Origin of the sequence: Saccharicrinis sp. 156, from assembly GCF_050589685.1 — a bacterium.
In the GTDB taxonomy this organism is placed as follows: domain Bacteria; phylum Bacteroidota; class Bacteroidia; order Bacteroidales; family Marinilabiliaceae; genus Saccharicrinis.
In genome coordinates, this window is sequence record NZ_JBNGOS010000002.1 from 56,119 (window position 1) to 71,441 (window position 15,323).

Consider the following 15,323-nt stretch of genomic DNA (forward strand, 5'->3'; position numbering starts at 1 on the left):
TTCAGATACTCTACAATTTGACCAACCCCAAAACAGCAATGCGCCCAATAACCATATCAATTTTATTTTTTGTCTTTTTTAGTATTCTTCTGCAGGCTCAAGAAAACAAAGTGTTTAGTAATTTGCATAGTAAAAAACTTAATTCGTTTCCTGTAAGCCAGCGTTTGTTTCTGCATATTAATAAAACCATTTATAGCGATTTGGATACTATTTGGTTTAAGGGGTATAGCGTTCAAGGGCCATTGCAACAGGCAAGTAATATTTCTCAGACAATGATTGTTGCTTTGTTAAATAGCCAGAAAGAAGTGGTTGAGTCTGCCCAGTTTTTAATATTTGATGGTACTGCCGAGGGACAAATTCCAATAACTAAATCAATTGGGGTGGGCAACTTCGAAATAGTTGCCTATAGTTCCAATATGCTTAATCAGAATCTGGATTGTATTTTTCGTACAACAATAGAAATAATCACCAACAAAAAAAATAGTTATAATTATTCTTTTGGTTTTAACCGTACGTTCTATAGACCTAACGAAAAAGTTGAAATGCAGGTGCTAACTTATGATAAGTATTATAAGCCCTGCGCTAATCAGGAATTAAGCTATAATATCCTGGACGGAGATAAAAAGATAGATAGAGGAAAGGTAAAATCAAATAATGAAGGGATCGCTTATCTTAACTTCCCGTATGAATCGGCCAATAGCGAAAATTTGCCTTTAAAGATTAATTTCGAGACAGGAAGCATTGAATCGCCATTTAGAGAAAATACATATGTTTTATCGGTTCACCAGGCTATTGATGTACAGTTGTTGCCCGAAGGAGGTAATTTGGTGGACGGATTAATGCAAATAGTGGCATTTAGAAGTGTTGACGATCGTGGCAGGCCTATTGAAATTTCGGGTGAGATAACAGATGCTAAAGGTAAATCTGTAACTGAATTCAGCACATCCCATCAGGGAATGGGCAAATTTATGATGATTCCGCAAAAAGGTGAGAAATACAAGTTTATCATTAAGTCGCCCCTTGATTATGCTCACGAAATAGAGTTTCCTGAAGTTATGGGAAAAGGTTTTGCCTTATCGTATATGGGATCTAGAGGGGGGCATGCCTTTTTTAAAGTGGCAAAAAATTTTAAAGGAAGTGAGGAAGTAACGGCCGTGTGGCAGATGGACGGATTTGTATTAGGTACTAAATCTATTTATTTGGAAAACGAGAATACATTTTCTTTTGCGAAAAAAGATTTGCCGAACGGCATTGCCAAGATTACCTTGTTTGACAAAGGGGGAGCGCCTTTTGCAGAGCGGTTAATTTTTATAGAAGCATCTCAAAAACCAATTGTTGATATTAAGCTGAATCATAAAAATTATCATACCCGAAGCAAAGGTGTTATAAAATTGGAAACCTTAACAGCTGATAGCCTTCCAGTAGATGCGAACTTATCTGTTTTAGTCACTCATATTGACAAGGGGATTAATCCTTTGACCCCGATTCCTGATATTAGGGATTACACCTTGTTTAAGTCAGAGTTGTCCGGTCAGGTGTATCGGCCAGCACAATATTTTGATAAGGAAACTGATGCTAAACTTATTGAATATAGAGCAGATTTGGTGATGCTGACCCATGGGTGGAGAAAATACAATTGGTACTACGAATTGTGTCACAAGCTTGAACCTCAGTATGAGTATTATAATTATGATTTTTACCGGGGTGTGGTAACCAAAGGCAAATCTGTGGTGCCACATGCACCGGTTGAAGTGCTTAGCTTTGGAAAAGGAATAACCATGTCTGAGTCTAAAGCAGATGAGAATGGTAGATTTTATGTTAATCCGCAATTTTCTGAGAAAGTGAGTCCCACTTTAATAATCTCTGCGGCAAGGAAAAACGAATTCTCAAGAGTGAAGCTTACCATGGAAGACCGGGAACTGGAAATACGGGATAGCGTGGTACAATTATTCTATGATGAGCTCTTGCCGCATGTGCACCACCGCAATGTGGATTTGTATAAAAAACCGGGAGAGATTGATACATTATTTAAGCTCTGGGATACCAAATACATAGCTGAAATTTTTGTAGTAGGTTCTCAAACTGGAAATAGGATTACCGAAACACTTAAAAGTTACAGTGCTGGAAGTACACATTTGCTTACAGAAGAAGATTTCGGAGACGAAATCCTTGACATGGAAAGTATGATTTATCAATTGGGAGCCGGCCTCATGGTCGAAAATGATCAGGTGGTGAATACTTCCGGGGGGCAGTTAGCTTCTATTCCGATCGTCTTGAACGGGGTCCAACTGAGAGATGCCACTTTTACTGAGATTGCCTACCTATCAAGTGATATGATTGAAGGGATAGCCTTCGTTAAAGGTAGCGTGGTATCAGCCGAATTAGATAGTGGCGGGCAGGATGGTGCCTTAATGTTATGGACGCTAAAAGGGAAAAACGTAAAAGTGGCAGACAAGGAAAAGAGGAACAAGTTTACTTCGGGCCGTTACGGTAGGGTATGCAAATACTATAGCCCCAAGTATTCTAATAATAAACAAAAATATAGCCCGGTGCCTGACAATAGAATAACTGTACTATGGGATAATACTGTAAAGACAGACTCATTAGGTAGAGCTACCATTGAATTTTACAATGGTGATGTGAAAGGAAATTATTTGGTAAATATTCAGGGTATATCAAAGAAAGATGGTCTAATTTTTAAAGAAGCTGTTATTACGTTACGGTAAGAGTTTATGCAACCCATATACTATTCTTTGAGATTGATGCCTTATTTTAAGTTCTTCAATGTGCCTATCTTAGCTTTAGTAAAAAAACATTTAAAAAATAACATATGCAACTGAAGAATAGCTTTATACTGGCAGTTATAGTGTTTGCCCAATGGGTAAGTGCACAAAATACAGTATCCGTAAATGCCACATCCCAGGGCGAAAAATTCGATCACCTTTGGAGTAAATGTGTTGGCGCAGGACGTGCCAACGAAGCCTTACGGGCAGGATGGCTCGAGCAAATGGAAAAAGTACATCTGAATTGTGGGTTTGAATATGTCCGTTTTCACGGGCTGTTTCATGAAGATATGTTTCCGGTATTAACGCAAAACGACATACTTGTTTATAATTGGCAATACATCGATGATGTGTTCGATCGTTTGTTGGATATGAATGTCCGTCCATTTGTGGAACTGGCCTTTTTTCCAAAACAGTTTGCTGCCGAAGATTCTAAAACGGTATTCTGGTGGAAAGCAAAGGTAACTCCAGGGCCGGATTATGCACAACAATGGCACGACCTGATAAAGGCTTTTACGCAACATGTGGTTGACCGCTACGGAATGGACGAAGTACTAACCTGGTATTTCGAGGTATGGAACGAACCTAATCTTTATCCCTTCTTTTTCCATGGAAAAAAATCACAGTATTTCGAATTGTATAAGCAATCGGCATTGGCTGTTAAATCGGTGGATGAACGATTGAAAATTGGAGGCCCATCAACCAGTAACTTTGTGCCGGATGCTCGTTTTGATGCTGAAATTATTGATAACAATGTATCTGAAGCAATTTTTGAGGTTGAAGATATCAACTTGTTGGAGTGGCATGGTGTGTGGATTGAGGACTTTTTAAAGTACTGTGAAAAGGAAAAACTACCTGTTGATTTTATTACCACGCACCCATACCCAACAGATTACGCCTTTAATCCTGAAACCGGGAAAGGACGAGGGTTGACTCGTTATGCCCAATCGGTAATTGAAGATTTAAAGTGGTTGAAGTCCACGGTTGAAAACAGTGCCTATTCTGATGCGGAAATTCATTTAACAGAGTGGAATACTAGCCCGAGCAGCAGAGACCGTATGCACGATTTATTGCCGGGAGCAGCTTATATCGTTAAATCGAACCTGGATTGTATTGGCTTAACCAACTCATTGGCTTTTTGGACTTTCACCGATATTTTTGAAGAAAAAGGTGGGGCTGCTAGTATTTTTCATGGCGGTTTTGGGATGATCAACTTTCAGGGTTTAGTGAAGCCTTCGTATCATGCCTATCGCATGTTGCATCAATTGGGCGAAGAAAAATTATATAAGGATGATTACCTGTTTGTTAGTCGTAATTCGGGTAATGGTAAAGTAGTTGCTTTGGCGTATAACTATCCCAAAGAGAACGAAGGATCAGTTCCTGCCGGATACAAAAGCTACGAATACCTAAGTAAGGGTTCACCCAAGCAACTCGATCTGACTTTGACCGATTTAAAACCGGGTGCGATGTTTAAGATTGAGGTTTTAGATAAAGATCATGGTAACGTGTGTCATTCCTGGGAAAAAATGGGTAAGCCAGAACCTCCAACACGTGAGCAAGTGAAAGTATTAAAAGGAATGGCTGAAAACCTAAAAGCAGAACTGATTACCGCAGATGAAAATGGAGTTGTAAGTGTTAAACGGGAACTGTTTCCCTGGAATGTGGTATTAATAAAACAGATTAATTAAAAGTTTCATTGATTGTAGGTTAAAATATGCGGTTTGATAGCGGTTATTTAATTACCTGCAGGTACAATTTCGTGAATATGTATTTAATGTATAAATGTAAAGCCAGCTTATTGTTTCAGAGGGTTTCAATTGTAGTCTTCACTACTATTGCTATTTTTTTTACCTCATCTTGTACACAACGGGTAAAAATCTATCCTGCTCCTGAAGGCATTGAGCTTTCAAGTGCTTTCAATGTAACTGTTGAAGGGAAAGGCGTACCCGTATATAAAACCAAGGTACCTCCCAAAGAACCAATTCCCCGTTTGAACCATTCACGTTCGGAGTTTGGTTATGCCTCTTTGGCTTCCTTTGATATGAATTCGGAAGTTGGTATTACTGTTACGTATCCAGAAAAAGTTACTTCTGTAAAGATACTGCCAACATCTTATGGCGTTATCCCCAAAGTTAAGGGAAATAAAATATCATTCTCGATCGACAATCCCAAGCATGTTACCGTTGAGGTGAATGGCGACTGGCAGGAATCACTTCACATCTTTGCGAATCCAATGGAAGAGAATATCCCTGATCCTAATGATCCAAACGTGATTTATTTTGGACCGGGTATTCATGAAATCGTTCATCTGAGTGTTGGCGATAAGCAAACGGTATACCTCGCCGGAGGGGCTTATGTGCGGTGTAGCATGGATCCAAACGAGAAGCAGGTCATGTCCACCAACCAACAGAGGTATTTGCCAACGTTTAGGCTAAATGGAAATAATATATCATTTCGCGGAAGGGGTATTGTGGAACAGGAAACCATTCCCAGAGCAAAAAGAAGATACACGCTTTTAGCCGAAGAATGCGACGATGTAACGATAGAAGGCGTCACATTTCTTGATCCCAGCCGCTGGACCATTCCGATCAAGAGATCAAAAAATGTTCACGTGGATAATATCAAGATAATTGGCTGGAGAGGAAATGCCGATGGTGTGGATATTTCCAGCAGCCGGGATGTGTTGGTAGAAAACTGTTTTTTGCGCACGCTTGACGACCTGATTGTTGTTAAATCGAGAACCGGTCAGGGAGAAGCCAAAAATATCCATGCACGGAATTGCGTGTTATGGAACGAACTGGCGCATGCCGTTAGTATCGGGGCTGAGCTGCGCCAAAACGTCAGTAATGTACTTTTCGAAGATATGGATGTGATTCATGATGTAGGTCGTGAAACCGCAATGCGTATTTACCATTGCGACTCTGCTACGGTTAGCGATGTTACCTTTCAAAACATTAGAGTTGAGGAAGCACGCAGATTGATTTCCTGTTGGATTGGGTCAACCCGATGGACTAAAACCAAAGAGCGGGGACATATCAAAAACGTACTGTTTAAAGATATTATCGCTACTTCTGCCCCAATTGATACCACTTTAAAAGGTTTTCAGGATGGCTCAGACTGGAAGCCCTATATTATTAAAGACCACGCGAGTATGGAACTAATTGGTTACGACGAAAAACATATTGTAGATGGTGTTGTGTTCGATAATGTTGTTCTTGACGGAAAAAAAGTAACAAAGGGACAGGTTACAATGAACGAGTTTGTGAAGAATGTAAGTTTTAAATAAAATTTAAAAACGTACATATATGAAAACAGGAAAATATTAGATGTGTTATGGGGGCTTTGTTTATTTTCAATACAGAATAATTGTATTGCACAGGCTTGCGGCAATCGGGTTTAAGGTCAGAATGGTATTTCGAATTGATGCCAATTATGGTACTGCGGCCGGAGTGGCTGAAATATTGCTACAAAGTAACTATAAGAATTCATTGGTGACCGGCATTCCCAAATGTATGGACTAGCGGATCGGTAAAAGTATTGCGTGTGCTTGACGTATTTGAGGTTGATAGGATGGAATGATGGAAAGACTGTGGAAGCCGGAAACTGTGCATACCGAAATGCGACCTTCCGAATTGCAACGCAGGGCAAACCGGGTGTAACAATAACTTTAAAAAGGGCGAAACCAGTATCTGTTTGGAACTGTAAAATGAGTTTAAGCTTAAAATTTAATGATGAAATCTATTCCGTTTTTGTTTGTTATAATAATGCTAAGTGTAACCTGTTTCTCGCAAGAAAAAGAACCTACATGGGAAGCGTTGGGTAAGCAGTACCAAATACCGGAATGGTTTGCCAAAGCCCGGTTTGGAGTATGGGTGCATTGGGGGCCTCAAGCTGTTCCTGAATATGGAGGTGGCTGGTATGCACGGCACATGTACATGCAGGATGTGGGCCGGGAAACCTTTGGGAAAAATGCCTATTCGTATCACCTGAAAAGATTCGGTCACCCATCAGAAGCAGGTTATAAAGAGGTGGCCAATGCCTGGAAAGCCGGAAAGCTGGAAACAGATAGCCTTTTGCAATATTTTACGGAAGAATTGGGCGCTAAATATTTCATGGCCCTGGCTCATCATCACGATAATTTCGACAATTGGAATTCAACATATCATGAATGGAATTCGGTAAATGTTGGTCCCAAACGAGATATTGTTGGTGAGTTTTGCAAGTCGGCTAAAAAATACAATGTTCCCTTTGGGGTAAGCACACACAACGAACGCTTTTTTGAGTGGGGCCTGTCTGCTTTTGGCGCAGATTCAACAGGCAAATATAAAGGCGTTCCTTACGATGGGTATCTGACAAAAGAAGACGGCAAAGGTACGTGGTGGGAAGGTATGGATCCTTCGATCTTATATGGCCTGCCTCCGGAAAAGAGAACTTCCGAATGGGAAAAAGCTTGGAAGCAAAACTGGCTGCTTAGGATGAAGGACTTGCTTACAAAATATGATGTGGATTTTATGTGGTTCGATGGAAGGGGATATCCCTACGGAGACTATGGAAAGGAAGCCTTTCGAACATTTTATAATCATAACCTGAAAAAAAATGGTGAAATAAATGCAGTTATCGCAGGAAAAATACCGGGAGGTGACCCGGGAGTCGTGAATGACATTGAGCAAGGCGTAGAGCTGGAGATCTACCCCGAACCCTGGCAAAGTATCTGCTCATTCACCCACTGGTTTTACAAAAAAGATGATCCCTCCCGGCATGATGCAAGAAGTACCATTGAATTATTAGTTGATGTGGTGAGTAAAAACGGCAATTTTATGTTGAATGTTGAACTTTTACCGGATGGATCTATTCCTCCGGAGCATAAAGTTATTTTAGATGATTTTGGGTCCTGGTTAAAGTTAAATGGTGAGGCCATATACGCCAGTAAACCGTGGAAAGTGCATGGCGATAATTTTTACACAGGGCTTATTGATGAGCGCTCGAATGAATCTAATTTAGCTAATGCCGACCTGGATGCACTTAAGAAAAGGAAAAGCAAACAGTTCAACAACCGAACAAAAGACAGCCAGCCTTATGGGCACAATGAGGTTCGGTTCACAACCAAGGGTGATGTACTATATGTGGTGGTGATGAATCCTGCCGAAGGAAAAATTGAACTACCTTCGTTGGGAATAGCATCGAAACACCAACCAAAGGAGATTCAATCTATCAAAATGATTGGAAGTGATGAGGATATCGAGTTTAATCAAACCACTGATAATCTCTTATTAAATGTACCTGTGCACAGGCCCAACCAATATGCGACTGTATTTGAAGTACAAGGAGCGCTTTGATCTTCAATCGTTGATGATTATATCAAACGAATGATGGAGATCCTGATATTATCCGCTCTGTAACCATTCTCAATACGACAGTCCTTTGAATTATGATGATGATTTTATATACAGTAGTTTTGAGGGTGATATGGATAGTGATTGCCTACCAACTGATGTGAATAAAGATGGGGATATTGACTAAGTAATCGTATTGTTAAAATAATTAGGAATGATGAAGATATTATTAATGGCCAGCTTTGCTGTATTGTTCTTTTCGTGTAGCCCACATCAAAATAATGAGACCTTTAAGGTTGCACCCGAAGCTTTCTCTAATCCGCAGATCAATGCGAGAATTGAGGTGATGATGGCTGGCATGACACTCGAAGAAAAAATTGCTCAAATACAGGGCATCCGGCCTACCGAGCTTTTGGAAGATGGCAAACTCTCGTTGGATAGTTGCCGCAAAAAAATTCCCAATGGCATTGGACATATGTGCCAGTTCTCTTCATCTTTTACCATGGAACCGGAAGAATTGCGCGATTTTGTGCGCGAGGTTCAGTATTTTTTGATGAACAATACGCGCTTGAAAATCCCGGCTGTTTTCCACGAAGAAGCAATCACCGGATTTTCTACCAAGGGAGCAACCACCTTTCCCCAGCAAATTGGAGTGGCCTGTTCCTGGAATCCTGCGTTGGTGACCCGTAATGCTTTATCAACCCGTAAAAACATGAAAGCAGCCGGCGCCCATTATGCTTTATCTCCTATGATGGACGTCATTCGTACAGCCCATTGGCCAAGAATAGAAGAAAGCTATGGTGAGGATTCATACCTTACCTCTACCATGGGCGTGGCCTTTGTAAAGGGATTACAGGGCGATGATTTTAAAACCGGAATAGTCGCCACAACCAAGCACTTTGCAGGTTATGGGGCCAAAACGACCAACGAAAAAGATTTTTTTGAGGATTACCTGATGCCACATGAAGCCCTCATTAAAGCAGCCAATGTAAAAAGTGTAATGCCTTCATATGCTGCCTATAGAGGGGTAGCTGATGTAGCCAATCCTGAGCTGCTGAACGGAATTTTGAGAGGCAAATTAGGTTTTGATGGGTTAGTGGTAAGCGATTACCATTCCATTGATTACGTGTATGGTAAATATGGGCAGACAAGCTCATTTAAAGAAGCTGGCGCAATGGCTTTAAAAGCTGGTAACGACATGGAGTTTCCCCTCCCCAAAACGTATGAGTTTTTACCGGAAGCCCTGGAGGAAGGAATGATTAATATGGAAGTGATTGATGCTGCCGTGAAGCGTTCTTTGATCATGAAAATAAAACTGGGTTTACTGGATAAGAACCCTGTATTTGGTGTGGATGGTGATCTTGATTTTGATCCGCCGGTCAATAGGAAACTGGCTTACGAAGCTGCTTGCCAATCCATCGTATTATTGAAAAACAATGGCATCCTGCCGCTAAAAGTGGATGAAATAGACGATATCGCATTGCTTGGACCAAATTCGGATAATGTGTTTTGTTTGTTGGGAGATTACACCTACCAGTCAATGATTACCTATTTTTGGGGGCAAACCTTTGATCCGACTTCACCTAAAATTGTTAGCATTATTGAAGGTTTGGAAAATAAGCTGGGAGATAAAGTGAATATCCATAATGAACGGGGTTGTGACTGGACGGAACCTTTGGGAACCAAAATTGACCCTGATAGTTATGGAGACGGTGAGCTGGGAACAGCAAAAAAGAATATCTTGAGCAGGGTGGCACAGCCCGATCTGGAAAGAGCACTTTCTTTCGCCAGCAACAGCGATGTGATCATAGCTGCCATGGGCGAGAACACCTACCTGTGTGGAGAAAACCGAGAACGTGAAGGCATTCGATTACCAGGTGAACAGGAACTTTTTGTGGAAAAACTTCTTGAAACCGGAAAGCCGGTCATTTTAGTCATTACAGGTGGAAGACAGCAGCTGGTCGACAAGTTTAAAGATAAATGTGCTGCCATTGTTCAGGCTTGGTTCCCGGGAGAGGAAGCCGGCAATGCACTGGCCGATATCCTGATTGGTAATGTTAACCCGACGGCCAAATTGTGTGTGAGTTACCCAAAGGATGAGGACGAAAAGGAACTCAATTATCAGCATGGATATAAGGGGGTACAGCCACAATACCCCTTTGGATTTGGTTTATCGTTCACAACATATGCGTATTCTGATTTCAAAATGCCATCAAAGGCCAGTATAAAGGATCCATATTTCAGCATCTCATGTAACGTTGAAAATACGGGTTCGGCGGATGGCGCTGAGATTGTTCAGCTTTATGTATCTCCTGTGGATGAATTATCTACCATGGATCCCATTCAATTAAAGGGATTTAAACGAGTCGACTTGAAGGCTGGTGAGAAGAAAACGGTTGTTTTTAAGATATCACCGGAACAATTGGTACAATATGTGGGCGATAGCTGGAAAGTCGTTGCTGGGAATTACACGTTTAAGATAGGTAAATCCTGCGTGGATATTCCATTAAGTGGAACCATCACGTTGCAAGGAGAAGATATGATGTTGAAAGAAAGGAACATTTTCTTTTCGAAGTGTAGTATCATAAATTAACAATAGAAACACAAAATAATATTTTGAAAATGAAACAAACAATTACAACACTAACAATTCTGGTTTTACTTCTGAATACTGGACATATAAACCAAGTGAAAGCCCAACAAATTACCGATGAAGCACGAATGGAGTGGTGGACTGATGCCCGTTTTGGAATGTTTATCCATTGGGGAATTTATTCGGTTCCGGCTGGGTTTTACAAAGGGGAACCACAAAAAAACTCTGCAGAGTGGATAATGAACCGTGGGGAAATTCCAGTGGCTGAATATGCGAAATTTGCCGAATTGTTTAACCCAACTTTGTTCGATGCAAAAGCCTTTGTCGGCCTGGCGAAAGAAGCCGGAATGAAGTACATGGTAATTACCGCCAAACACCACGATGGTTTTGCCATGTTCGATTCTGAGTGTAACCCATTTAATGTGGTTGATGCAACCCCTTTTGGGCGCGATGTGATGAAAGAACTGGCCGATGAATGTGCCAAACAGGGTATTAAATTTGGTTTTTATTATTCGCAGGCGCAAGACTGGAGTCATCCGGGTGGCATGGGCAATCATTGGGATAAAACCATGCAACGGGTAAGTAGTGAGACTTATGTGCTTGAAAAAGCACTTCCGGAAGTAAACCAGCTTTTAACCCAATATGGTGACATTGCCATTTTTTGGTGGGATACCCCACGTAAAATGAGCAAAGAGGTGGTGGATAGTCTGTATCGGGTAACTACTGATTTGCAGCCAGCCATTATCACCAACGACCGTTTAGGTGATGAATACCCTGGCGACCATAAAACCTTTGAGCGACACATGCCAAAGAAAAAACCAGAAGATAAATACTGGGAGCTTTGTCAGCCGGTTAGCGGGAGTTGGGGTTATCGTAGCGACGACCAGAACTTTAAATCGCTGGAAACGCTAATAGGTCACCTGGCAAATGCTGCTAGTATGGGAGGTAACTACTTGTTAAATGTAAGTCCAACTTGTTTGGGTACCTTGTCTCCCAAAGCTGTTGAGCGATTGAAAGGAATGGGGGCCTGGATGGACAAGAACAGCGAAGCCATTTACCAAACCCAGGCTAGCCCCTGCAGTAAAGTGGAATGGGGGTATATTACCATGAAAAGTGAAAAGGCTAAAACAAAATTGTATTTGCACGTTTTCGATTGGGAAGCCGGAAAAATAATAGTGCCGGTAAGAAATATAGGAGCAAAAGCCTATTTGTTAACCGACAGCTCAAAGAAATTTGAAATAAAATCGGTCGAAGATGGATTAAGTGTTACACTTACGGGAAATGCACCCGATGATATTAATTCCGTTGTAGTATTGGAGTTGGCGGAGGCACCTAATGCTATCCCTCCAAAACCTTTTGGACAAGATAAAGACGGCATCGTTGCTTTTATGACCGAAAGTGCGGAGTTTGAGAATATGCAAGGGATGGGTATTAAATACAATAGCTCGAAAGATTGTATTGGAAGTTGGAATAACGAACACGAAAGGGTGTATTGGACTTTTGATATTATCAACCCGGCAACTTTCCAAGTAACGGTAAAAACTGCCGGTTTAGAGGATTCTGAATTCACTATTGATATTAATGGACAAACCCGAACCGTTAAGATACCAGCAACTGGTGCCTACGATACTTTTAAAACACTGGACATTGGAAACTTTAAAATTAAAGAACCCGGGTCGTATAAAATAAGCTTTAAGCCTGTGCTTGGAAACTGGCATGCCATTAATTTAAAGGATGTTGTAATGACACCAATTAAATAGAAATGATTTAGAATACATGTGTGTTTTTCTTGCGTTTCGTGTAAACGAAGAAAATATAGCTGTAAATAAATGAAAAATACACAAACTTACTTAGTTGAATTTCATCGGGAAAACATATATAATGCTCATATGGGTAAATCCGTTGCAGAGGTATATTTAATAGAAAAATAAAGGTATAAATAAAGATGAGTCTACTCAAATCCATTTACATTGTCGGTTTATTTGTCAGTATTGCACTAAATACTACACAACCCGTTAAGGGGCAAGAGCAAAGCAACTCTAACAGTAGTTCCGTTGATGTGGTGAATGAATCTGGAGAAATACTGCAAAGGAATATTCCATCTGCAAGAATTTATAAAATATGGGATGACCGGCCTGCGCCAAACAGGGGCGCCGATTTTAATATTAAGAAAGCCCGGGGATATCCTTACGACGAGGATTGGGAACTTCATTCATACCCCATAGGTAATGGCTTTATGGGCGCCAATATATTTGGGCGAACAAATATGGAAAGAATACAGCTTACGGAGAAAACCCTGGCCAATGAGGGGCTCTATGGTATAGGAGGATTAACCAGTTTCGCCGAAATTAACCTTGAATTCAATCATGAAAACCCTTCAAAATACAGTCGGTCCGTCAATATCAACGAAGCTATTGCTTATGTGCACTATACCCATGATGGGGTTGCATATAAAAGGGAACATTTTATAAGTTATCCGGATAATATATTGGTCATCAGGTTGAGTGCCAGCAAAAAAGGCAAAATTTCATTTACCCTCAAACCGGAAATACCGTACCTGAGAGATTCCACGCAGAAAAATTCAAGGACCGGTCAGATGGATGTTAATAACAATCTTATCACCCTGTCGGGTTTTATTGATCATTTCAGCGAGAACTATGAGGGACAGATCAAAGTCATTAACCAAGGAGGGACACTGACAGCTTCTCAGAATGGAGATAAATCAGAAATATCTGTTTCCAAGGCCAATAGTGTGGTATTGTTAGTAGCAGCTGCTACGAATTATGAATTGAGTGAGACACTTTTTTTAGAAGATGTACACCATAAAAAACTGAATCCGGAAAATCTGCCTCATAACAAGGTGTCTAAGCGGATCAAGTTTGCAGCGGAAAAGGGATTTGAGCAACTGAAAGCTACACACTTGAAGGATTACAAATCTTTGTTTTCAAGGGTGCAACTGTCATTTTATACAGAAACGCCCAAAGTAACGACCCGAAAATTGTTGCAAAACTATCAATCAGGGACAAACCATCCTTATTTGGAAGAGCTGATGTTTCATTATGGAAGGTATTTATTGATCTCTACTTCCCGCAAGGGAGCCCTGCCATGTGGCTTGCAAGGCGTATGGAGCCAATATGAGGTGACCCCTTTTACGGGCGGTTTTTGGCACAATATCAATGTACAGATGAATTATTGGGGTGCCTTTAATACCAATCTGGCTGAAACATTTACACCATACGTGGAATTTTTTGAAGCTTATCTTCCTAAAGCCAAAAGTTTGGCTACCGAATACCTGAGGAAAAATAATCCCCAGGCTTTGATAACAGACAGCCTGGATAATGGCTGGACAATTGGTACAGGAACAACACCTCATAAAATTGTAGGGCCAGGTGGTCACTCCGGTCCGGGAACGGGCGCTCTGACCACTAAAATGTTTTGGGATTATTATGAATTTACAATGGATACCGCTTTTCTGTTAAAAACGGCCTATCCGGCAATTAAGGGAATGAGCAGATTTTTATCTAAGACGCTGATTCCCTATGGAGATAGTCTGCTACTGGTGTATCCATCTGCATCTCCGGAACAAAAACAGGAGGGAAATAATTACATTACAGCAGGCACAACCTTTGACCAGGCACTGGTTTGGGAGAACCACAATGATTTGTTGAAAGTCGCTGAAATTCTAAATATCGAGGATGAATTCACTGATCTTGTACAAGATCAAATTACAAAACTTGATCCGATCATCATTGGCCAATCCGGACAGATAAAAGAATTTAGAGAAGAACAGTATTATGGTGAAATTGGCCAGAAACAACACCGGCACATCTCTCATCTTTGTGCACTATATCCGGGTACACTCATCAACTCCTCCACAAAGGAATGGATGGATGCTTCCATCCTGACGCTGGATTTAAGAGGAAATAATACAACCGGCTGGGCAATGGCACACAGAATGAATGCACGGGCCAGAACTGGGCATGGAGAAAAAGCACACGAAGTTTATTCAAAGTTTATAAAGGAAAGAACCTTGCCCAACCTCTGGACGACACACCCACCTTTTCAGATTGATGGCAATTTCGGATGCATGGCTGGTGTGGCAGAAATGTTGCTCCAAAGTCAGGAGGGATATATTGAACCGTTGGCAGCTCTTCCAAAAGCATGGAGCAGTGGTGAATACAGGGGCTTAGTGGCCAGGGGTAATTTTGAGACATCCGTTATATGGAAGGATGGAAAGGCCACATCCATTGAGGTTTTTTCAAAAAGTGGCGGAATATGCAGGCTCAAGTATAAGGGCATTGCGGATGCTGCTTTGAAAAGCATATTGGGTAAGGCTGTAAAGTTTCAAAGCAGTGCGGCCGACTCCCTTTCCTTTTTGAGTGAAAAAGGGAAAACGTACGTGTTGACATTTGGAGGGAAGTGATACTGGCGGATAAAATATTATTGGCACTGTAAAAAAGATATTCTAAGAATATAAAAAGCAGAGATCCGGCAATAGAAATTTTAAAAAAATCCCCATTGTTAACAGGTGTCAGAGGTTCCTGCAACAAGCAGGATCCATCGTCGAATTGACATTTTGCAAGATCCATTGTCAATTTTAGGATAAATGTTGCA

The 15,323-nt window shown here is 41.0% G+C and carries 7 protein-coding genes; all 7 read left to right on the forward strand.

The genetic code is table 11. The annotated features are described in order from the left end of the window. Positions 1-122: 122 nt before the first annotated feature. Complete coding sequence (locus ACRD64_RS01000) at positions 123-2,726, forward strand: hypothetical protein (RefSeq protein WP_430931281.1); 2,604 nt, start codon at positions 123-125, stop codon at positions 2,724-2,726. 104 nt (positions 2,727-2,830) lie between these two features. Further along, entirely contained in the window at positions 2,831-4,471 is a 1,641-nt protein-coding gene (locus tag ACRD64_RS01005; RefSeq protein WP_430931282.1) for a GH39 family glycosyl hydrolase, read from the forward strand. 86 nt (positions 4,472-4,557) lie between these two features. Beyond that, positions 4,558-6,069, forward strand: a complete 1,512-nt coding sequence (locus ACRD64_RS01010) for a glycosyl hydrolase family 28 protein (protein WP_430931283.1) — start codon at positions 4,558-4,560, stop codon at positions 6,067-6,069. A 442-nt stretch (positions 6,070-6,511) separates the two neighbouring features. After that, on the forward strand, positions 6,512-8,119 hold the full coding sequence (locus ACRD64_RS01015) for an alpha-L-fucosidase (protein WP_430931284.1): 1,608 nt from the start codon (positions 6,512-6,514) through the stop codon (positions 8,117-8,119). A 211-nt stretch (positions 8,120-8,330) separates the two neighbouring features. Beyond that, the gene (locus ACRD64_RS01020) at positions 8,331-10,709 is read left to right on the forward strand and encodes a glycoside hydrolase family 3 N-terminal domain-containing protein (protein WP_430931285.1); all 2,379 of its coding nucleotides are present in this window, start codon (positions 8,331-8,333) and stop codon (positions 10,707-10,709) included. Between the two features lie 29 nt (positions 10,710-10,738). Further along, positions 10,739-12,469: an alpha-L-fucosidase gene (locus ACRD64_RS01025; RefSeq protein WP_430931286.1), complete on the forward strand. Its 1,731-nt coding sequence runs from the start codon at positions 10,739-10,741 to the stop codon at positions 12,467-12,469. Positions 12,470-12,654: 185 nt separating this feature from the next. Continuing rightward, positions 12,655-15,132 (forward strand): glycosyl hydrolase family 95 catalytic domain-containing protein, encoded by a 2,478-nt coding sequence (locus ACRD64_RS01030; protein WP_430931287.1) that lies wholly within the window; start codon positions 12,655-12,657, stop codon positions 15,130-15,132. Positions 15,133-15,323 lie beyond the last annotated feature (191 nt).